19 protein-coding genes and 2 tRNA genes are annotated in these 18,344 nt (G+C 58.9%); 7 read left to right on the top strand and 14 right to left on the bottom strand.

Annotated elements, in window-relative coordinates; genetic code table 11:
- Nucleotides 1-17: 17 nt before the first annotated feature.
- On the top strand, nucleotides 18-770 hold the full coding sequence (locus ACNFG0_RS14520) for a TerC family protein (protein WP_196143395.1): 753 nt from the start codon (nucleotides 18-20) through the stop codon (nucleotides 768-770).
- A gap of 90 nt (nucleotides 771-860) precedes the next feature.
- Here the strand turns inward: ACNFG0_RS14520 and ACNFG0_RS14515 are convergent, their stop codons facing one another.
- The gene (locus ACNFG0_RS14515; protein WP_196143396.1) at nucleotides 861-1,037 is read right to left on the bottom strand and encodes a hypothetical protein; all 177 of its coding nucleotides are present in this window, start codon (nucleotides 1,035-1,037) and stop codon (nucleotides 861-863) included.
- A gap of 213 nt (nucleotides 1,038-1,250) precedes the next feature.
- Between ACNFG0_RS14515 and ACNFG0_RS14510 the strand changes: the two genes are divergently transcribed.
- The gene (locus ACNFG0_RS14510) at nucleotides 1,251-1,925 is read left to right on the top strand and encodes a peptidase C39 family protein (protein ID WP_416765349.1); all 675 of its coding nucleotides are present in this window, start codon (nucleotides 1,251-1,253) and stop codon (nucleotides 1,923-1,925) included.
- Between the two features lie 118 nt (nucleotides 1,926-2,043).
- On the opposite strand, the gene ACNFG0_RS14505 is transcribed toward ACNFG0_RS14510, so the two are convergent.
- Nucleotides 2,044-3,327: an NAD(P)/FAD-dependent oxidoreductase gene (locus ACNFG0_RS14505; RefSeq protein ID WP_196143398.1), complete on the bottom strand. Its 1,284-nt coding sequence runs from the start codon at nucleotides 3,325-3,327 to the stop codon at nucleotides 2,044-2,046.
- Nucleotides 3,328-3,531: 204 nt separating this feature from the next.
- Here ACNFG0_RS14505 and ACNFG0_RS14500 point away from each other — a divergent pair.
- Nucleotides 3,532-3,608, top strand: a tRNA-Val gene (locus ACNFG0_RS14500).
- A 205-nt stretch (nucleotides 3,609-3,813) separates the two neighbouring features.
- Here the strand turns inward: ACNFG0_RS14500 and arsJ are convergent.
- From arsJ to ACNFG0_RS14485, 3 genes are all read right to left on the bottom strand, one after another.
- Nucleotides 3,814-5,034, bottom strand: a complete 1,221-nt coding sequence (arsJ, locus tag ACNFG0_RS14495) for an organoarsenical effux MFS transporter ArsJ (protein ID WP_416765347.1) — start codon at nucleotides 5,032-5,034, stop codon at nucleotides 3,814-3,816.
- A 9-nt stretch (nucleotides 5,035-5,043) separates the two neighbouring features.
- Complete coding sequence (locus ACNFG0_RS14490) at nucleotides 5,044-6,048, bottom strand: ArsJ-associated glyceraldehyde-3-phosphate dehydrogenase (RefSeq protein ID WP_196154279.1); 1,005 nt, start codon at nucleotides 6,046-6,048, stop codon at nucleotides 5,044-5,046.
- 88 nt (nucleotides 6,049-6,136) lie between these two features.
- Nucleotides 6,137-6,493, bottom strand: a complete 357-nt coding sequence (locus tag ACNFG0_RS14485; RefSeq protein ID WP_196143401.1) for a metalloregulator ArsR/SmtB family transcription factor — start codon at nucleotides 6,491-6,493, stop codon at nucleotides 6,137-6,139.
- A 223-nt stretch (nucleotides 6,494-6,716) separates the two neighbouring features.
- On the opposite strand from ACNFG0_RS14485, the gene ACNFG0_RS14480 reads away from it, so the two are divergent.
- A tRNA-Val gene (locus ACNFG0_RS14480) sits at nucleotides 6,717-6,793 on the top strand.
- 140 nt (nucleotides 6,794-6,933) lie between these two features.
- Here ACNFG0_RS14480 and ACNFG0_RS14475 read toward each other — a convergent pair.
- The 3 genes from ACNFG0_RS14475 to ACNFG0_RS14465 form a co-directional block, all read right to left on the bottom strand.
- A complete protein-coding gene (locus ACNFG0_RS14475; RefSeq protein ID WP_416765345.1) occupies nucleotides 6,934-8,217 on the bottom strand; it encodes an arsenic transporter in 1,284 nt (427 codons plus the stop codon).
- A 20-nt stretch (nucleotides 8,218-8,237) separates the two neighbouring features.
- A complete protein-coding gene (locus ACNFG0_RS14470) occupies nucleotides 8,238-8,585 on the bottom strand; it encodes a metalloregulator ArsR/SmtB family transcription factor (protein ID WP_196154277.1) in 348 nt (115 codons plus the stop codon).
- 94 nt (nucleotides 8,586-8,679) lie between these two features.
- Complete coding sequence (locus tag ACNFG0_RS14465; protein ID WP_196154276.1) at nucleotides 8,680-9,594, bottom strand: LysR family transcriptional regulator; 915 nt, start codon at nucleotides 9,592-9,594, stop codon at nucleotides 8,680-8,682.
- Nucleotides 9,595-9,841: 247 nt separating this feature from the next.
- Between ACNFG0_RS14465 and ACNFG0_RS14460 the strand changes: the two genes are divergently transcribed.
- Genes ACNFG0_RS14460 through ACNFG0_RS14450 form a run of 3 tightly spaced genes read left to right on the top strand, consistent with a single transcriptional unit; the run spans nucleotide 9,842 to nucleotide 12,097 of the window.
- On the top strand, nucleotides 9,842-11,182 hold the full coding sequence (locus ACNFG0_RS14460; protein WP_196154275.1) for a nucleobase:cation symporter-2 family protein: 1,341 nt from the start codon (nucleotides 9,842-9,844) through the stop codon (nucleotides 11,180-11,182).
- A gap of 58 nt (nucleotides 11,183-11,240) precedes the next feature.
- On the top strand, nucleotides 11,241-11,750 hold the full coding sequence (locus ACNFG0_RS14455) for a nucleoside deaminase (RefSeq protein ID WP_416765342.1): 510 nt from the start codon (nucleotides 11,241-11,243) through the stop codon (nucleotides 11,748-11,750).
- Nucleotides 11,747-12,097 (top strand): hydroxyisourate hydrolase, encoded by a 351-nt coding sequence (locus tag ACNFG0_RS14450; RefSeq protein ID WP_416765341.1) that lies wholly within the window; start codon nucleotides 11,747-11,749, stop codon nucleotides 12,095-12,097. Before ACNFG0_RS14455 ends, ACNFG0_RS14450 begins: the two co-directional genes overlap by 4 nt.
- Before the next feature lie 52 nt (nucleotides 12,098-12,149).
- On the opposite strand, the gene ACNFG0_RS14445 is transcribed toward ACNFG0_RS14450, so the two are convergent.
- The 6 genes from ACNFG0_RS14445 to ACNFG0_RS14420 all read right to left on the bottom strand — a co-directional run bounded on the left by ACNFG0_RS14445 (nucleotide 12,150) and on the right by ACNFG0_RS14420 (nucleotide 18,290).
- Nucleotides 12,150-13,148, bottom strand: a complete 999-nt coding sequence (locus tag ACNFG0_RS14445; RefSeq protein WP_416765339.1) for a LysR family transcriptional regulator — start codon at nucleotides 13,146-13,148, stop codon at nucleotides 12,150-12,152.
- 90 nt (nucleotides 13,149-13,238) lie between these two features.
- Complete coding sequence (locus ACNFG0_RS14440; protein WP_416765338.1) at nucleotides 13,239-14,012, bottom strand: SDR family oxidoreductase; 774 nt, start codon at nucleotides 14,010-14,012, stop codon at nucleotides 13,239-13,241.
- A gap of 141 nt (nucleotides 14,013-14,153) precedes the next feature.
- Nucleotides 14,154-15,803 carry a GGDEF domain-containing protein gene (locus ACNFG0_RS14435; protein ID WP_416765336.1) on the bottom strand — a complete coding sequence of 550 codons (1,650 nt, stop codon included), beginning with the start codon at nucleotides 15,801-15,803 and terminating at the stop codon, nucleotides 14,154-14,156.
- A 346-nt stretch (nucleotides 15,804-16,149) separates the two neighbouring features.
- Nucleotides 16,150-17,154 (bottom strand): hypothetical protein, encoded by a 1,005-nt coding sequence (locus tag ACNFG0_RS14430; protein WP_416765335.1) that lies wholly within the window; start codon nucleotides 17,152-17,154, stop codon nucleotides 16,150-16,152.
- Between the two features lie 318 nt (nucleotides 17,155-17,472).
- The gene (locus tag ACNFG0_RS14425) at nucleotides 17,473-17,709 is read right to left on the bottom strand and encodes a hypothetical protein (protein WP_416765334.1); all 237 of its coding nucleotides are present in this window, start codon (nucleotides 17,707-17,709) and stop codon (nucleotides 17,473-17,475) included.
- Between the two features lie 176 nt (nucleotides 17,710-17,885).
- A complete protein-coding gene (locus tag ACNFG0_RS14420; RefSeq protein ID WP_196154264.1) occupies nucleotides 17,886-18,290 on the bottom strand; it encodes a MerR family transcriptional regulator in 405 nt (134 codons plus the stop codon).
- Nucleotides 18,291-18,344 lie beyond the last annotated feature (54 nt).

Genomic DNA, 18,344 nt, shown 5'->3' with positions numbered 1-18,344 from the left:
GCTGAAAGGATTTGATAATGGAATATTTGCTGGAACTGGCTGCAAGCCCTGCCGCCTGGGTTGCCCTGGCCACCCTGGTGGCCATGGAGATCGTACTGGGCATCGATAACCTGATCTTCATCTCCATCCTGACCAACAAGCTGCCGGAGGCCTACCGCTCCAAGGCGCGACGCATCGGTATCAGCATGGCGCTGGTCATGCGCCTGGCGCTGCTTTCGACCGTGGCCTGGATCGTCCAGCTGACGGAGCCTGTGATCGACGTGTTCGGCCACAGCTTCTCGTGGAAGGACATGATCCTCATTGCCGGTGGCCTGTTCCTGCTGTGGAAAGCGACCAAGGAGATCCATGAAAACGTCGACCCGCACGGCGCCAAGGAAGAAGCCAAGGCCGGCTCGACCGTGACTCTGGGCTTCGCGGCCGCGATCGGCCAGATCCTGATGCTCGACATCGTCTTCTCGATCGACAGCATCATCACCGCTGTGGGCATGACCGAGCACCTGCCGATCATGATCATCGCCGTGATCAGTGCCGTGGTCGTGATGCTGGTGGCGGCCGACCCGTTGGCCAAGTTCATCAACGACAACCCGACCGTGGTGATGCTGGCCCTGGGCTTCCTGATCATGATCGGTATGACCCTGATCGCCGAAGGCTTCGGTGCCCATGTACCGAAAGGTTATGTGTATGCGGCGATGGCATTCTCGACGGCGATCGAAGTGCTCAACATCATGGCGCGCCGGGCGCGGCTAAAGCGTGAGGCTGTCGAAGGCTGATGTGTGGATCAGGGGCGCTTGGCGCCCCTATCGCGGGATAAGCCCGCTCCTAACAGGGGTAATCACTGCCTGTAGGAGCGGGCTTTTTGATTAGTGCACCCCTGCATGACGCCGCGCATGACGCGCCGGTCGTGGCTTGGGCGGGGTCTGTGGCGGCAGGTGGTGATGGGCGTGGCGGCGCACGATGCGCAACACACCCCACAGCATGGCGGCAGCGACGCTCAGCCACATCCCCACCAGCATCAGGATCGCCATGGTCAGGCTCATGTGTGCCTCCTTCTCTCGGGCGGGCGCGGGGCTCGCCTTCCAGACACAGCTTTAGTCTAGCTCGCAGACCGTGACGTTCCATTGACCGAAGGTCTATTCCCTTGGGCCGTTTCGTTCCAAGCAGGCCCCGGGCTATACCCGGGCGCGCGCCAGGCCTATGATCGGAACCCAGGGCCGGGCGCCGCCTGCCTGGCGAGGAACAAGCGAGTGTCCATGTTGCAACGAACCTTCACTTCCACACGCCGCCTGTTGGCTGCTTGCCTGGTCGCCACCAGCCTGGCCGGTTGCGCCGGCAGCCCGTCGCAGACCGCCAAGGGCCTGCCGCAACGGGTCGAGATCAGCAGCATGCCGTTCTACCGCGGCAAGGCCAACCACAGCGGCGCCATGGCCCTGGCGGCTCTGCTGTCGCAACAAGGCGTGGTGGTTACGCCCGGCCTGCTGGACAAGCCCTTGAACCTGCCGCAGGGCGCCGATGCGCTGGGGCAGGGCATTCCCAGGGTGGCCCGTGAATACGGCATGGTGGTCTATCCCCTGGACAAACGCCTGGAAGCCTTGCTCACCCAGGTAGCTGCGGGCAACCCCGTGCTGGTGCGCTACGAAGAGGGCTCGGCCTGGTGGAGCGAACCGCGTTATGCGGTGCTGATCGGCTATGACAGCTACAAACAGCGGGTGCTGTTGCGCTCAGGGATGCAGCGTCGCCAGTTGATGGCGTTCGATGACTTCGAGGCTGCTTGGGCGAAGGAGGGAAGCTGGGCGGTGCTGGTACAGCCACCGCGGCAACTGCCGGCCCAGGTGGACCGGCAGCGCTGGCTGCAGGCTGCCGATGAACTGGCCAAGGCGGGCCAGGAGATCGCGGCGAAGCAGGCCGTTCGCAGCGTAGGGCAGTAGGCCATGCTGACCCCCATCGCGGGACAAGCCCGCTCCCACAAGGGCCTGCAAAAATCGAATCATTTTGCATTGTCTGTGGAAGCGGGCTTGCCCCGCGATCGGGCCTAGGCAGGCGACATCAGATACCCAGGCGGTCACGCAAGCTGTAGTACCAGGCACCCAGCGCGCTGAACGGCACGCGCAGCAGCTGGCCACCCGGGAACGGGTAGTGCGGCAGGCCGGCGAAGGCATCGAAGCGCTCGGCCTGGCCACGCAAGGCCTCGGCCAGCACCTTGCCCGCCAGGTGGGTGTAGGTCACGCCATGGCCGGAGCAGCCCTGGGAGTAGTAGATGTTGTCGCCGATACGGCCAACCTGCGGCAGGCGCGATAGGGTCAGCAGGAAGTTGCCAGTCCAGGCGTAGTCTATCTTCACGTTCTTGAGCTGCGGGAAGGCTTTGAGCATCTTCGGACGGATGATCGCCTCGATGTTCGCCGGGTCACGCGCACCGTAGACTACGCCACCGCCGAAGATCAGGCGCTTGTCGCTGGTCAGGCGGTAATAGTCGAGTAGGTAGTTGCAGTCCTCGACGCAGTAGTCCTGGGGCAGCAGGGTGCGGGCCAGTTCCTCGCCCAGCGGCTCGGTGGTGATCACCTGGGTGCCGCATGGCATGGACTTGGCGGCCAGTTCCGGCACCAGGTTGCCCAGGTAGGCGTTGCCGGCGACGATGATGAACTTGGCGCGTACCTTGCCCTGCGGGGTGTGCACGACCGGGTTGGCGCCACGCTCGATGCGCACGGCCGGGGTCTGTTCATAGATGACGCCGCCCAGCGACTCGACCGCGGCGGCTTCGCCCAGGGCCAGGTTCAGGGGGTGGATGTGGCCGCCGCTCATGTCCAGCATGCCGCCGACATAGTTGTCGCAGGCCACCACTTCACGGATGCGCTTCTGGTCCATCAGCTCCAGCTGAGTGTGGCCGAAACGCTCCCACAGGCGCTTTTGCGACTCCAGGTGGCCCATCTGCTTGGCGCTGAGTGCGGCGAACACACCGCCGTCCTTCAGGTCGCACTGGATGTTGTACTTAGCCACGCGCTCACGAATGATACGGCCGCCTTCGAAGGCCATCTGGCCCAGCAGTTGTGCCTGCTTGGGGCCGACGGTGCGTTCGATGACATCGATGTCACGGCTGTAGCTGTTGACGATCTGGCCGCCGTTGCGACCCGACGCGCCGAAGCCGACCTTGGCCGCTTCGACGATGCTCACCTTGAAGCCGTTCTCCAGCAGGAACAGGGCGCTGGACAGACCAGTGTAGCCGGCACCGATGATGCAAATATCGGTCTCCACCTCACCCTGCAGCGCCGGACGTGGCGGCACCGGGTTGGCCGAGGCGGCGTAGTAGGACTGGGGGTAGGGGGTGTTGGCCATGCTAAGGAAACCTCGTGTTTTATATTTTTAACGAATGTACCGATGCTATCAATAATAATAAACACCCGCTAGTCGTCCGTTGAAAATCCTTTACTCCGCCTCCGTGTAGGCGTCTTTTGGTAAATAGTTTTAGGATTCAGTGGGTTAGCGCGAAAAAAACAGTTGACAGCCATTTTGGAACGCGTAGAATGCGCCCACATCGACAGGCACATAGCTCAGTTGGTTAGAGCACCACCTTGACATGGTGGGGGTCGTTGGTTCGAGTCCAATTGTGCCTACCAAACGAAAGTCCCGGGTTTCCGGGCACGAGAAGGGCGATCCGAAAGGGTCGCCCTTTTTTGTCGTTGGTCCGTGCCCTAGCGTTCACCGATGGTGCCTCGCGCCTGTTGCTGCATGCCCATACACGGGGCTGCGCGCGCTCGGATCGCAGCGCAGGCTGCTTCAGCAGCTTGGGTTGCCAGGCTTGTCCACCCCCGGACCGCATGCTTATACCGCCTGGGTGTGCTGGGGCAAACGCAAAGAAATGATCGCCCCAGCCAGCACGAAGAGGCTGGAAACCAGCAAGCATGCTTCCAGGCCATGGGTTTGGAATATCCAGCCTGACAGCAGCGTACCCACCAGTCGCCCCAGCGCGTTGGACATGTAGTAGAAGCCTATGTCCAGCGATACGCCGTCTTCCTTGGCATAGCTGACGATCAGATAACTGTGCAACGACGAGTTCACCGCGAACAGCACGCCGAAAAGCATCAACCCGCCGAGTAGCACTATCTGAGCCGACCAGCCGGCAGCCAGTCCCAGCGCAATCAGTGCGGGCAATCCGGCCAGGGCGATGGCCCAGATGAAGGCTGCTCGGCCGTCGGGCACATGGCCACGCTGCTTGCCGGTGACGTAGGGGGCAAGTGATTGGACGATACCGTAACCGATGATCCAGGCTGCCAGAAAGCCGCCGACCAGCCAGAAGTCCCAGCCGAACACGGTGCTCAGGTACACCGGCAGCGCGACGACGAACCACACATCGCGGGCGCCGAAGAGAAACAGGCGTGCCGCCGAAAGGATATTGATCGCCCGGCTTTTGGACAGCATGTCGCGGAACTTCGGCTTGGCCTTGGCCTTGCCCAGGTCCTTTTTCAGCAGGACTACACTGCCGATCCAGATCAATGCCAACACCATTGCCATCAGTAGCACCGCGACGGTGAAGCCGAGCAATGCCAGCAGGGCGCCGCCGAGGAAAAAGCCCACGCCTTTGAGCGCGTTTTTCGAGCCCGTCAGGATGGCAACCCATTTGTAGAGGGTGCCTTGCTGGCTGTCCGGCACCAGGAGTTTGATGGTGCTCTTGGCGCTCATCTTGTTCAGGTCCTTGGCGATGCCGGACAACGCCTGGGCTGCCATGACCCAGGGAACCGTCAGCCAGGCAGCCGGCACCGTGAGCATCAGCAAAGCCAGCACCTGCATGGCCAAACCGATGTTCATGGTGCGGTTGAGCCCCAGCCGGGCGCCGAGGTAGCCGCCCACCAAGTTGGTGATCACCCCGAACACTTCATAGAACAGGAACAGCGCTGCGATCTGCAACGGCGTGTAGCCCAGCGTATGGAAGTGCAATACCACCAACATGCGCAAGGCACCGTCGGTGAGGGTGAAGGCCCAGTAGTTGCCGGTCACCAGCAGGTACTGGCGTACAGGGGCAGGCAGGTCTGACAATGCCTTCATGATCACCGGTTACTCCGCTGCACCGACCAACCGGGCCAATTCCGCCGCGCGGTTGGCGTAACCCCACTCGTTGTCGTACCAGGCGTAGATCTTCACCTGGGTGCCGCTAACCACCAGGGTCGATAGCGCATCGATGATCGAGGACCGCGGATCGGTGCGGTAGTCGATGGACACCAGTGGACGTTCTTCGTAGCCCAGGATGTCCTTCAGCGGCCCTTCGGCAGCCGCTTTCAGCAGCGCGTTGACCTCCTCAGCCGTGGTCTTGCGTTCCACTTCGAACACGCAGTCGGTCAGCGAGGCGTTGGCCAGCGGTACGCGCACGGCGTGACCGTTCAGCTTGCCGCGCAGCTCGGGGAAGATCTCGGCGATCGCAGTCGCCGAGCCCGTGGTGGTCGGGATCAGGCTCATGCCCGAAGCACGAGCGCGGCGCAGGTCCTTGTGCGGTGTGTCCAGGATGCTTTGAGTATTGGTCAGGTCATGGATGGTCGTGATCGAGCCATGGCGGATGCCCAGGCCTTCGTGGATCACCTTGACCACCGGGGCCAGGCAGTTGGTGGTGCAGGACGCAGCGGTGACGATACGGTGCTGTGCCGGGTCGAACAGGTGCTGGTTTACCCCCATCACTACGTTCAGTGCACCTTTCTCCTTTACCGGGGCGCAGACCACCACACGTTTGACGCCCTGATCCAGATAGGCCTGGAGCACAGCGACCGACTTCATCTTGCCGCTGGCCTCGATGACCAGGTCACAGCCCGACCAGTCGGTGTCGGCGATCGCCTTGTTCGCGGTGACCTTGATGCGCTTGCCATCGATGACCATCGAATCGCCTTCGGCGCTCGCCTGACGGTGCCAACGCCCATGGACCGAGTCGAAGTTGATCAGGTGGGCGTGAGTCTGGGCATCGCCGGCCGGGTCGTTGATCTGCACGAATTCAAATTCCGGCCATTCCCAGGACGCGCGCAGCGCCAGGCGACCGATACGACCAAATCCGTTGATGCCTACTTTGATTGTCATGTGCTTGCTCTCAGGTGGCGGTTGGCGAGCATGCCGGGCGGTGTCGAGCGATGGCCTGGCAAGGGGAAATGATCGGTTGCCGGCGCTGTCAGCAGCAGCTGGCAAGGCGTTGGGGGCGGTCACCCATCCGCTCCAATCGTCTGGCGCTTATTCCTAGCCATTGGCTGTTGGCTTCAAGCGTCGTCGACAGGAGCTCGCGTATCCAGGCGGGCAGTTCGGGATGCAGCCGGTAGTAGACCCATTGGCCTTGCCGGCGGTCTTCCAGCAGGCCGCAGGTACGGAGTTGCGCCAGGTGTCGGGAAACCTTGGGTTGGCTTTCATCCAGGGCACAGACTAGTTCGCAGACGCACAGCTCCTGTTCGCGAGCGATCAGCAGCATCATGCGCGCGCGGTTTTCATCGGCCAGGCATTTGAAGACTTTGGTCGGCGTCAGTGGCTCAGCCATGGTGGTTCTCGAAGTTCGGTCTTCATGCGACGCGAGAGCGGGATGGGGGTGCATGCATGTGGTTTTCCGAATATACGGTTTTTCGAATGTATTGGAAAGCCGTGATGCGCTGGCCTCAAGCCTTGTCCAGCCGGGGCGAGGGCGTGGGTGCAAAGTTTTTGATTTTTTTGAAAAAAACGCTTTACAGGTACCTGTATCCCCCTTAATATGCGCGCCACACGACAGGCACATAGCTCAGTTGGTTAGAGCACCACCTTGACATGGTGGGGGTCGTTGGTTCGAGTCCAATTGTGCCTACCAAACAAAAGTCCCGGTTTCCGGGCAAAAAGAGGGCGATCCGGAAGGGTCGCCCTTTTTGTTTCCCAGGCGGTGACCTTGACCGCGAACATGCCGCAAGGGGCGGCGATCGTTTCTATGTCTTCCATTCGATAGCACTTACGTCAGAGGCTCAGGCGTAGTGCCAGGGTCGAAAGGGTAATCAGCAGAACCGGCAGCGTCAGCAGGATGCCGACCTTGAAATAGTAACCCCAGGTGATGCGCATGCCTTTGCGCTCCAGCACGTGCAGCCAGAGCAGCGTGGCGAGGCTGCCGATAGGGGTGATCTTCGGGCCGAGGTCGCAGCCTATGACGTTGGCGTAGATCATCGCTTCGCGCACCAGTCCCTGCGCGTCGCTGGCCTGGATCGACAAGGCGCCGATCAGCACGCTGGGCATGTTGTTCATCACCGAGGACAGCAGGGCAGAGACCAATCCGGTACCGATGGCGGCGCTCCACAGCCCTTGCTGCGCAAGGCGGTCGAGCAGTTGGGTGAGCAGATCGGTGAGGCCGGCGTTCTTCAGCCCGTACACCACCAGGTACATACCGAGAGAAAAGATCACCACTTGCCAGGGGGCTTCCCGTAGTACACGGCGGGTCGAGATGCGGTGGCCGCGAGCGGCGACGGCGAAGAGCGCCGTCGCGCAGGCGGCGGCTATCGCACTGATCGGGATACCGAGTGGCTCCAGGGCGAACAGGCCGATCAGCAACACCAGCAGAACCCAGCCACCGACCTTGAAAGTGGCGCGGTCATGAATCGCCTCGCTCGGTGTCTTCAAGGTAGCGACCGCGTACTGCTTCGGGATATCACGGCGGAAAAACAGGAACAGCACCAGCAGGGTCGCTGCCACGCTGGCGACATTCACCGGCACCATCACCGAGGCGTATTCGGCGAAGCCCAACCCGAAGTAGTCGGCCGAGACGATGTTCACCAGGTTTGAGACCACCAGCGGCAGGCTTGCCGTGTCGGCGATGAAACCAGCGGCCATGACGAATGCCAGCGTCGCTGCGGGCGAAAATCGCAGCGCGAGCAACATCGACATGACGATGGGCGTAAGAATCAGCGCCGCACCATCATTGGCGAACAGCGCCGAGACGGCGGCCCCGAGCAGCACGCAGAAGGCGAACAGGCGGTAGCCACTGCCGTTGGCCCAGCGCGCTACGTGCAGCGCGGCCCATTCGAAGAAACCGGCTTCATCCAGCAGTAGGCTGATGATGATGACGGCAATGAAAGTGGCGGTGGCGTTCCAGACGATGGCCCACACGGTAGGAATGTCGTGCATGGAAACTGCACCGACCGCCAGGGCAATGACTGCACCTAACGCAGCGCTCCAGCCGACTCCAAGCCCTTTGGGCTGCCAGATGACCAAAGTGAGGGTGAATACGAAGACAGCGATGGCGGCCAGCATGAAATCTCGCTCGGTGAGGATCAGCAGCAGGCGGAGTCACGGACGGGGCGGCCATCCATGTTCTTCAGCCTAAGGATGTTTTCGGCCAACCATTGCGAATTGGCCTGCAGAGTGGTCTGCAGCATTTCATGTACCCAGGCGGGCAACGCTGGGTTAAGACGGTAGTACACCCATTGGCCCTGGCGGCGATCCAGCAGCATGCCATTACTGCGCAGTTGCGCCAGGTGGCGGCTGATCTTCGGTTGGCTGTCATGCAACGCGCACATCAGTTCGCAGACACAGAGTTCTCCCAGACTGGCGATCAGCAGGGTAGCGCGAGCACGGGTCTCGTCGGACAGGCTCTTGAAGATATCGGGTGGGGTGATCATGGCTATACCGGTACATATGGAAGTTCGAATATACGTATTTCCATATATTTTGTGCAAGCAGCCTGGGTTGTACGCCTGCTATGAATGGAATGACTCACAATGTCGTCGTTTGTCCATTGCGATCGAGCTCGAACACTTTGTTGGCTTGCAGCCGCGCCCGCAACCATTGCTCGGCCTTTGCCAGCGGGCGTTGACGGGACCACAGCAGATCCACTCCGATCTGCCAGTCTGTATGGGGATATGCCGAAAGTTGGAGCTCCACCAATTCACCCCGCGCCAGCTCACGTTGAATCAACTGACGAGGCAAGGTCGTCCACCCAAAGCCGGCTCGAACCATTTCCAATAAAGCCAGATAACTCTCCGCCTGCCACAGCTGAGTCGAGCGCAAATACTCGCTGCTGGGTAGCTTGCTGGCATGTGCGGTGAACGCCAGCCGACGATGCACATGCAGATCGTCGAATGTCACCGATTCCATCTGTGCCAACGGGTGTTGGGGGTGACAAACGTGCAGCATGATCAATTTGCCTAACTGCTGAAACATCAATTCCTGACGATATCCAGGTTGAGAGAACGCCACGCCTAGCGCAGCCTCACCTTGAGCTACCAGCTCGCTGACATCACCGTGGACGGGGTGGCGAATAATCAGGTCAACGTAAGGGAAGGTCGATTCGAACGCTTTGAGTACCGGTATGAGCGGCCCGTAGGGTGTTTCTATCGCCAAGGTCAAACTGGGTCCCAGGGTTTCCGACAGGCAATCGGCATGAGCCTCGAGCGTCAAACAACGCTCCAGCACGGATTCGGCTTGAACCAGTAGCTTTTGCCCGCTGACGGTAAGGATTGGGTTGCGACTGGTTCGGTCGAAAAGCTCTACGCCGAGATCTGCTTCCAGGTTAGCGATTGCGGCGCTGATGGTGGATTGAGTTTTCCCCAACTTACGTCCTGCGCCCGAAAATGAACCCGTCTTGACCGACTCTACGAACATCTGCAGCTGATCCAGAGAAAATCGCAATGTCCTGCTCCTTTTATCATTCGGGCGGTGGATAGCGTTTGCCGGCCGGCTGATCCTGCGGCGACACATGGATTTGTGCAAGTGGAGCACCCATCGGCGAAATCGATACCTACTCATTTGTCTTATCGTCTGAAGCGCCGAATCATAGCCCTCGACCCCCGTAGGTCCCTGCCGGCTCCTGCACCCCGCTCACGGCCGCCGGGATGCTCCCACAACAATAACGCTGCACCTTCAGGAGACATGCGACATGAGCATAAAAAGGGTACACCCGGTGGACGAGGTCCTGCCTCTGCGCCAGTTGTTTACCTACGGTCTGCAACATGTGCTGGTGATGTATGCGGGCGCAGTGGCCGTTCCGTTGATTCTGGGCAGTGCGCTCGGGCTGACGTCGGCTCAGATCGTGCTGCTTATCAACGCCAACCTGCTGACGTCCGGGATCGCCACGCTGATCCAAACGCTCGGGTTCTGGAAGTTTGGTGCCCGATTGCCAATGATCCAAGGCTGCTCATTCATCGCCTTGGCGCCGATGATCATGATCGGCAAAGAGCTTGGGCTCAGCGAAGTATTTGGCGCGGTGATCGCGGCTGGCGCGATAACTATCGTCCTGGCGCCCATTTTCAGCCGCCTGCTGCGGTTCTTTCCGCCAGTGGTCATCGGTAGCTTGATCACGATTATCGGCATTTCGCTGATGCCTGCTGCGGCGATTTGGCTCGGTGGTGGTAACCCAGGTTCCGAAGATTTTGGTGCTCCTGCCAACTTGCTGCTGGGGGTGGCGACGGTGGCGGTGACACTGGTGATCTACGCCAGATTTTCCGGTTTTATCGGCAACCTCAGCGTATTGCTTGGCCTGATCGTCGGAAGCGTGATTGCGGCAGCCTGCGGCATGACGAACTTCAGCCAGGTCGGTACCGCTGCATGGTTCGAGCTCAGCCCTCCGATGGCGTTGGGTGCACCTGAATTCTCCCTGATGCCCGTTCTGGTGATGACGCTGGCGATGCTGGTCATCATGGCTGAGACCACTGGCAACTGCTTGGCCATTGGCAAGCTTGTCGACAAACCGACCACCCAACTGACGCTGGGCAATGCCTTCCGGGCTGACGGTCTATCGACCATGCTCGGTGGCGTGTTCAACAGCTTTCCCTATAACGCCTTCACCCAAAACACTGGGTTGATTGCGCTCTCTAGCGTCAAGAGCCGCTATGTAGTGGCTTCTGCAGGCGCAATCATGGTGGTGATGGGACTGTTTCCAAAACTGGGCGCGCTCATCGCTGCTGTGCCGACTCCGGTACTCGGCGGCTGCGCCATCGTGATGTTCGGTATGACCACCGTTGCTGGGATTCAAGAGTTGTCGCGCGTGAAATTCGAAGGCACCCGCAATGGCATCATCGTCGCGGTATCCGTCAGCGTAGGTGTGTTGCCGATGTCCTTCCCGGCGTTGTTCGAACACGCCAGCGGCACCCTCAAGCTGATACTGGAAAGCGGCATCTTCCTCGGAGCGATTACCGCAATCGTCCTGAACATTCTGCTTAACCGACAAACCCAGTCGTCGCCAGTATCAGCTAACGCTGAACTGGTTGAGGAACGCTGACTTTCATCCCCTCTCCCAGGCGGGAGGGGGCATCTATAAATAATAAAAGGATGTCATCATGACTGTTTTTTCCACGCTTATTCCTGCCGGCGTCACCGAACGTGATCTTGATTTGTTGCGCCAGTCGATCACGCTTGCCGAAGAATCCAAGGCGCGTGGCCGCCATCCATTCGCGGCATTGGTCGCTGACCAGGATGGGAAAATAATTGCCAGTGCCGGCAATAATTCTATGCCGCCTGAGGGGGATCCAACCCAGCATGCCGAGTTGGTTGCGGCAGCCAAGGCTGCAAAATTATTGCCCCCGGAAGCACTCGCCAAATGTACGCTTTATACCAGCGCTGAGCCTTGTTGCATGTGCGCTGGAGCGATCTATTGGACCGGTATCGGTCGAGTCGTCTATGCCTTGTCCGAGCATGCGTTGTTGGGGTTGACTGGCGACCACCCAGAAAATCCTACGTTCTCGCTACCTTGCCGCGAGGTTTTTGCTCGTGGCCAGCGTCAAATCCCGGTATTTGGCCCAATGCTGGAAACAGAAGCCTCCCAAGCCCACATCGGTTTCTGGAAATGAAGGGCGGTGTTTCCATCCACGTAGTGGATGTGTCCAGCGGTAAAGTCGCAGAGGGTTTGCGAGTCGTTGTCCGGCGAACCGATGGCGAGCAGGTGTGCTCCGGTCGTATTGCCGCCAATGGCCTGCTGGTCGAATTGAGTGATCTGGCCGAACGGTTCACCCAAGGCGGCTATGAAGTGAGATTGGAAGTCGCAGACTTCTATCGCGCGCAAGGCATGACGTTGCCTGAAGTGCCGTTCCTTGATGTGCTGATTTACCAATTCGGCTTGGACGATACCCGCCAGCATTACCATCTGCCATTCAAGCTGACTGCTTGGGGTGTTTCGTGTTTCCGGGGTGGTGCTTGAAAGGCTGACGCTCATCCTCGGCGATGCAGGTGATGTGATCCAAGTCGCCGAGTTAGCTTTTCATTTGCAGCGTAATCAGCTGTAGAAAATCCCTTCTTTTTGCGCGAATGCCCCAAAGGGGCCTTGCCCAGCTTGCCTGCAAGCGATGTGCTGACCAAGGGGCCAACAGGGCTTCGAGCCAGTTTGCGAACAACGAGAGCACACCGGAACGCTGTAGCCGATGTGGGTAGAGAAGGGTAGCCGGCAGAGGCGCGGCGCGCAGTTGCGGCATCACCTCCCGCAATTCTCCGGCACTGAGCAAGTCCTGGACATCGAAGCGCGGTACTTGGATAAGCCCTAGGCCAGCCTGGCAACAGGCGATGTAATTTTCCGCGTTGTTGACCAGCACCCTGCTAGGAAGGGTCAGGTTATGCGTTCGGCCACTGGCGTCAAGAAACTCCCAGGGCTGTTCGCGACCGCTGAGTGGCGAGGCGTAGCCGACCATCCAGTGGCCCTGTACGAGGTCCTCGATCTGTTGAGGCGTACCGTGGCGTTGCAAGTAGGTGGGGCTGGCACAGTTGATCAGCTCAATATTGCCCAGGGGCCGTGCGGCCAGGCTGCTCTCGGTTAGCGGGCCGACCCGCAACACGCAGTCGACGCCTTCGCGAACCAGGTCGATGGCCCGGTCGCTGGAACCGAGCAGCAATTGCAGATTGGGATGAAGCTCTAGCAGGTGTGGCAAGGCCGGCGCCACCAAGCGCCGCGCGATCCGGCTGGGCAGGTCGACGTGTAGGCGCCCACGAACAGAGTGTTGCTGCTCTTGGAACAGTTGGTCGATGTCCTCGGCGCTGGCTAGCAGGGCTAACGCTCGTTCGAACAAGAGCGCGCCATCGGCGGTGAGTTGTACACAGCGGGTGGTACGGTGCAGAAGGCGGGCGCCCAGCTCACTTTCTAGTCGCTGCACTGCCGCGGAGACGGATGCCCGGGGCAGGGCTAAGGCATTCGCTGCCTTGATGAAACTTCCCATCTGCGCAACCCTTATAAAGACGCGGTAGCGTTCGAGCCTGTCCATCCCAATACATTTCCTTATAGCGCCTGCCGTTAACAGCAAAAGCCGTTAGGGCCGCAAATCGGGGCGACCGAAGACGCCCCGGGAGAATCATCATTTTGTGGTGTAGCCACCGTTGATCAGTAGGGTCTGCCCAGTGATCCACCAGCCGTCGCTGACCAGGTGGCGGATGAAGGGCACCACATCTTGGATGTCGGTCAATCCGTTCCTGGAGAAGGCCGATAGAGCTGCGGCGCTCTGGTGGTAAGCCACGGCCTCCGCGCTTTCGGCGGGATAGAAAAATGGTGTGTCCATCGGGCCTGGGCCTACTGCGGTGACCGAAATACCGCGAGCGCCGAACTCCTTGGCTGCGGCGCGGGTGAAGTGCTCCACCGGCGCCTTGGTGCCGGCGTAGGCGGCATAGAATGGCGTGAAAGCGCCCAGCAATGACGTCACCAGTGTGCAGATTTTGCCGTTGTCGTTGAGTTGGCGTCCGGCTTCGCGAAGGAAGAAGAAGGCCGATTTGGCGTTGACCGCGGCCATCTCGTCGTACTCGGCCTCTGTGATTTCCGTGAAAGGTTTCTTCAGCACCTTGCCAACCGTGTTGATGGCAATGTCAGGCTTGCCAAAGGCGGCCACCACGTCGGCGAATAATTGCTCCACGGCGGCTGCGCTGCTGAGGTCCGCCTGAAACGCCAAGCCCTGTGCACCGCTGGCGCGGATCGCTTGCAGGGTTTCGTCGGCAGCTGCTTTGCTGGCGTCGCTGTTGTAGTGAATGGCCACCGAGCGCGCGCCTTGCGCTGCGAGGTCGCGAGCAATCAGCCCGCCTAGATTCTTGGCACCGCCGGCGATGAGGACCACTTTGTCTTGGATACTGTGGTTGGCCATAGACATGCTCCTGTTCGTATGGAAGGGAGCGCTCAGAATAGAAAAGCACAAGACTTCGATCAGCCCGTCGATTCTGGATGCTCTATCCAGATTCTGAGAACAATGCCTCCGATATACGAAATGGAGGCAAAGGCGCGAGCGTCATTTGGTGTAGTCGTTGGCACTGGACGCACGTTTCTCGAAAAGCTTCCGCTGACCCCGCCGCGCCTCTTTGTCGGCATACATGAGTTGATCCGCTACCATCAGCGCTGCTTGTAGCGACGTTGTCGAAGGGTCTACGCTCGTGATGCCAAAGCTTGCGCCCGGATAATCGAAACGGCACTCATCAAAGATGAAGGTATCGATGAGAAGCGGCACCAACCGTCTGCGCATGGCTGCCGTGGCGTCTTGCATGTCATCCGGATGGGTAGATGCGGTCATCCCGATCACGACGAATTCGTCTCCGCCCCAGCGCCCCAATTCATCGCTTGCCCGCAAGCCGTTCAGCAGGCGTTTGCTGCATTCAATCAGAAATTGGTCGCCGATCCCGTGTCCGAAGCTGTCGTTGATTGTCTTGAATTCGTCGAGATCGATGAAGGCCACCAGGATCCCCTGCCGTTGCCGTTTCGCCAAGCTGAAATACATCTGCAAGTCGGCCATGATCGCGCGCCGGTTCTTCAAGCCAGTCAGCGCGTCGTAGTTGGCTGCATAGCGTTCTTCCTGGCGCCGCATCACCATTTGCCCGATCACACGGCTGGAAAGCATGATCAAGATCAATCCGAGCATTGCCACCGATGCCGCCGCCCAGTAGTGTTTCTTGCGCATCGGTTCTAGGTGCTCAAGCGTTGCCAGCGTCAACAACTGGTATTGTGCGTTGCCGAGCGGCTGGCGGCGAACCAGATAGGGGCGGCCGTCAATCAGCCATTGATCGACCTGATCCGAGCCGTCAATTGCGCGGATATCCATGGGCTCGCCTGGGGCTTCGTCGTCTTCCTGGGGTCTGCGAACTGCTTGTGGAAGCAGTGCCACCACGTTACGCAGCATGAAAGGTGCACTGGACGAGGTCGTCACACGGCCCTGGCGGTTCACTACCAACGCGATATGACGCCCCATCAGGTAGAGCGCCATGTCCGGTGCGTCGAACTTTACCGTAACGGAGCCGAGCGGCATGCCATTAGCATCATCGATGCGACTGGCGACGAAATAGGAGGGCGTCTTGTTCAGACGGGCGATGCCAAACATTTCGCCGCGACCGGTGCGCAGCGCATCGAGAAGGTAGGCACGCCCCGAATAGATCTGACCAACGATGCTGAACGACTCGGCCCAATTGCTGGCTGTCACTGTGTCGTGCGACAGGTTGTTCATGTAGATGCGGGCATACTGCAGATCCCTGGACAATCTGTTCATGAAGTCTCCTACCCGTCGAACCTGAGGGTCACGGGTAAGTTTCGAAGCACGCTCCTCACGTGTGAGCGCCGCGAAGCCGGGCGGGTCGTGACGATATAGGGTGGCGAGCTGGATCACCTGGCTTTGACGAGCCACCATATTGGCCACACTGGACATTTCAGTGAACAAGCGATCGACGACGCGGCTGGTTATGGTGGCCTCGTATTCAGCGCTGGCCGTCAGGCTGTCGAGTTCTTCCGCCATCAGATACTTCGACACCCACCAGCCCAGGCCCGCCACAGATGCCAGCCACGCGGCCATTACGCCCAGCGTCACTCGGCGCACAAGGATAGCTGTGGTCCTGCGTTGTTCCTGCAGCGGCTGATCCTGGGATATGCCGTTATTGCTTGTAACATGCCGCTCCAAAGCAACTCCTTTTGCGATACCGAGAGGTGCATGACCGATCCAACGTCATGCCCGTTAACGGCAGTAATGAAAATATAGAAGGTTCATCCAAGGGCTGATTAAGATCTTCATCCGGCGAACGATATTATATACGTCGATGCTAGGGCCGCTCGCCGTAGTTCCTGCCGGGATCGGAGCACAACACACTATAAAAACATAAGGATCATGTGCCTTGAAGTACAACAACAGCGCGTACGCTCGTCGCCATACGCTGACCCTTTCACTTACGATTGCCGCTTCGATCTGGGGGCTCAGCGGTGCTCCCTCGGCAGCTCGCCTTACCGGAAATGATCCTCACCTAGGGGGCTCATGCCTCAGATGGCAACTTAATCTGACGGTATTCCAGTGGAAGCTTGAGTTGAGTCTTAAGGTATCTGAGGTACCGTTCATCTTCGGTGCTTAACTCCGTTCGGCCAACCGCAACGAGCTTGACTTGGTTCATATCCGGCTGATCCCAGTAATACGCATATTCAAGCAACTGGCCGATTGCTTGTCGCAATACCCTGCGAGTGGAGTAATCCGATTTCACCTCATAAAGAATTTTCTGGGTGGGCGTTGTAACCATGACGTCTACGAAATTCTCTTCGAAAGATATTAAGCCCTCAGGAAATTCTTCAAGCAGCCGTTCATGGAGTGCGGTAACCAGCATCCAATGCTCAGGAGAACATTCTCGACCTGGGCCACCAGATGTAAAATAGCTATCTTGAACAGGCGGAGTAACTTGTCCTTTTCGTACTGATCTACGAGCGGTGGCTGTGCTAGGGAGCTCCGAGGTGTCGGTAATTTTTACGAGCTGATAACGGTTGTTGCGGCTCACTGTGCTACCTGGCTTAGCAAATACGTCGTGCGAATACCACTCAAGATCGTCCGGGCGGAAGCGAACATTCAATACCTGCGACGCCCAGTCGTCGTTTCCTAGACCGCTCCTATCACCGCCGATATTCTCAATTTCTTTAAGCATCCGATCATACCAACCGCGCTTTTTATAGTGCTCCAGAGCTGCAGCCGCTTGAGCACTATCTAGGAATTCGAGATGCCGAATACGAGCGACATAACGTCGGCCAGCCGCTGAGTGCGTGTACAGCACGACATCCGCCACACGATCACCTCGATTTATCCGGTTTTCCCCACCCTTGTTCACGCCTTGGATAAATCCGTATTGCCAACCACTAATCTGCCATTCAAAGCGAAACAGCCACTCCTCGTGGCCATACCCATGCATGGAGTGGAAAGAGTCTTTTGATTCTGTAGCCGTTCGCGTTGGATATTGCCAGTTCGATGCGTTGTCACAGATGCGTGCGATATAAGTCATTTGCGTCCTAGCTCAGATAGGCGATGTGCCATCGCGAAGAATCGCAAAATCGAAGATGGTTCGTAAAGCATCACAGTATGGAGGCGGGGAGTATTTGAACAGTTTGGCTATTGCGATTTTTGTGGCAGAAAGAGCTCACTCCGAGCAGGAATCACCGGCCGCTAGTTCATAGCGCCTACGCCTAAGGAGAGCGGGGGGAACCTTTTGGACGTCCGCTTCTGGCCGCAAACAACCCCTGGCGAGCGTCCGCTTGGGGTCTAAAACGGCCGACCGTGAGCTGCCGCTCCTGACCCGGAGCCGGTCACAAGCGTCCTACTTTCACCGCTCAAATCGTCGTCTAGTCAGGAACAACCCTATACCGACCGGTACCGCAAGGGCAGACATCAACCCCAAGTCAAAACCTTGCAAATGGGTCCGGTTCAGCGTAAGGCAACCAATCAGTCCAGCAATGACCAAGGCAGCGTTCAGCCACTTACGCAACAGGTACGGTTTCATGAACCGTTCGAATAGAAAAGCCAGCGCAACGAAGATGACTGCCTGGGTAGTTTCGGGCATGTGCACTTCCTATCGAGCCCTGACGATCAGTGATTCGGCAGTACGCTGCGGGCCAATTCCACCATTCACCTGAGCCTGGATGCTCATGATTACGTCGCCAGCATGGTACTGGTATATCCCTTCAAATTTCATTTAACGCATCCTTACGAAACAGGCAGCGATTTTCTGCTGGACGACTATGGCATCGAAACATGCCCATGCACAGGAGGTTGGGAAACAGTCTGTCCATTAGCAATGGCACTGGCTTCAAGCTTCGCACGCTCTGCGTCCAGGAAAACATAGGTGGCCTGCAGGGTGGTGATCTTCGCTTGAATTTCCGCCATCTTGCTGGCGACCAAGGCCGCACCCTGGGCGCAATTGATCGTATTGCCCCGCTTGGCCGCAAGGATGTCTCCAATCTCAGCGAGGGAAAAGCCCACGCTCTGGGCACTTTGAATGAATGCCAGGTCGGCAACGGTGTGATCGCTGTAGCTGCGGTAGTTGTTGGCCTGTCGATGGGCCACGATCAGCCCGAGCTGTTCGTAATAACGCAGTGCATGGCGGCCGATTCCGCTGCGGCGCTCCAGCTCACCGATATTCACAGTAAAAAGTCCTTGACTGTAGAGCAGGCTCTACACCTTAGCCTGCGCCAATCA

The organism is Pseudomonas sp. NY15372, assembly GCF_048068215.1.
In the GTDB taxonomy this organism is placed as follows: Bacteria; Pseudomonadota; Gammaproteobacteria; order Pseudomonadales; family Pseudomonadaceae; genus Aquipseudomonas; species Aquipseudomonas guariconensis_A.
Note: the sequence above shows the minus strand (reverse complement) of the source record. Positions and strands in the feature narration are given on the sequence as shown.

What these genes read in the sequence shown, in the direction of transcription:
- ACNFG0_RS14520 (WP_196143395.1), top strand. Translation starts at nt 18, where the DNA reads ATGGAATATTTGCTGGAACTGGCTGCAAGCCCTGCCGCCTGGGTTGCC.
- ACNFG0_RS14515 (WP_196143396.1), bottom strand. Translation starts at nt 1,037, where the DNA reads ATGAGCCTGACCATGGCGATCCTGATGCTGGTGGGGATGTGGCTGAGC.
- ACNFG0_RS14510 (WP_416765349.1), top strand. Translation starts at nt 1,251, where the DNA reads ATGTTGCAACGAACCTTCACTTCCACACGCCGCCTGTTGGCTGCTTGC.
- ACNFG0_RS14505 (WP_196143398.1), bottom strand. Translation starts at nt 3,327, where the DNA reads ATGGCCAACACCCCCTACCCCCAGTCCTACTACGCCGCCTCGGCCAAC.
- arsJ (WP_416765347.1), bottom strand. Translation starts at nt 5,034, where the DNA reads ATGAAGGCATTGTCAGACCTGCCTGCCCCTGTACGCCAGTACCTGCTG.
- ACNFG0_RS14490 (WP_196154279.1), bottom strand. Translation starts at nt 6,048, where the DNA reads ATGACAATCAAAGTAGGCATCAACGGATTTGGTCGTATCGGTCGCCTG.
- ACNFG0_RS14485 (WP_196143401.1), bottom strand. Translation starts at nt 6,493, where the DNA reads ATGGCTGAGCCACTGACGCCGACCAAAGTCTTCAAATGCCTGGCCGAT.
- ACNFG0_RS14475 (WP_416765345.1), bottom strand. Translation starts at nt 8,217, where the DNA reads ATGCTGGCCGCCATCGCTGTCTTCGTATTCACCCTCACTTTGGTCATC.
- ACNFG0_RS14470 (WP_196154277.1), bottom strand. Translation starts at nt 8,585, where the DNA reads ATGATCACCCCACCCGATATCTTCAAGAGCCTGTCCGACGAGACCCGT.
- ACNFG0_RS14460 (WP_196154275.1), top strand. Translation starts at nt 9,842, where the DNA reads ATGAGCATAAAAAGGGTACACCCGGTGGACGAGGTCCTGCCTCTGCGC.
- ACNFG0_RS14455 (WP_416765342.1), top strand. Translation starts at nt 11,241, where the DNA reads ATGACTGTTTTTTCCACGCTTATTCCTGCCGGCGTCACCGAACGTGAT.
- ACNFG0_RS14450 (WP_416765341.1), top strand. Translation starts at nt 11,747, where the DNA reads ATGAAGGGCGGTGTTTCCATCCACGTAGTGGATGTGTCCAGCGGTAAA.
- ACNFG0_RS14445 (WP_416765339.1), bottom strand. Translation starts at nt 13,148, where the DNA reads ATGGACAGGCTCGAACGCTACCGCGTCTTTATAAGGGTTGCGCAGATG.
- ACNFG0_RS14440 (WP_416765338.1), bottom strand. Translation starts at nt 14,012, where the DNA reads ATGGCCAACCACAGTATCCAAGACAAAGTGGTCCTCATCGCCGGCGGT.
- ACNFG0_RS14430 (WP_416765335.1), bottom strand. Translation starts at nt 17,154, where the DNA reads ATGACTTATATCGCACGCATCTGTGACAACGCATCGAACTGGCAATAT.
- ACNFG0_RS14425 (WP_416765334.1), bottom strand. Translation starts at nt 17,709, where the DNA reads ATGCCCGAAACTACCCAGGCAGTCATCTTCGTTGCGCTGGCTTTTCTA.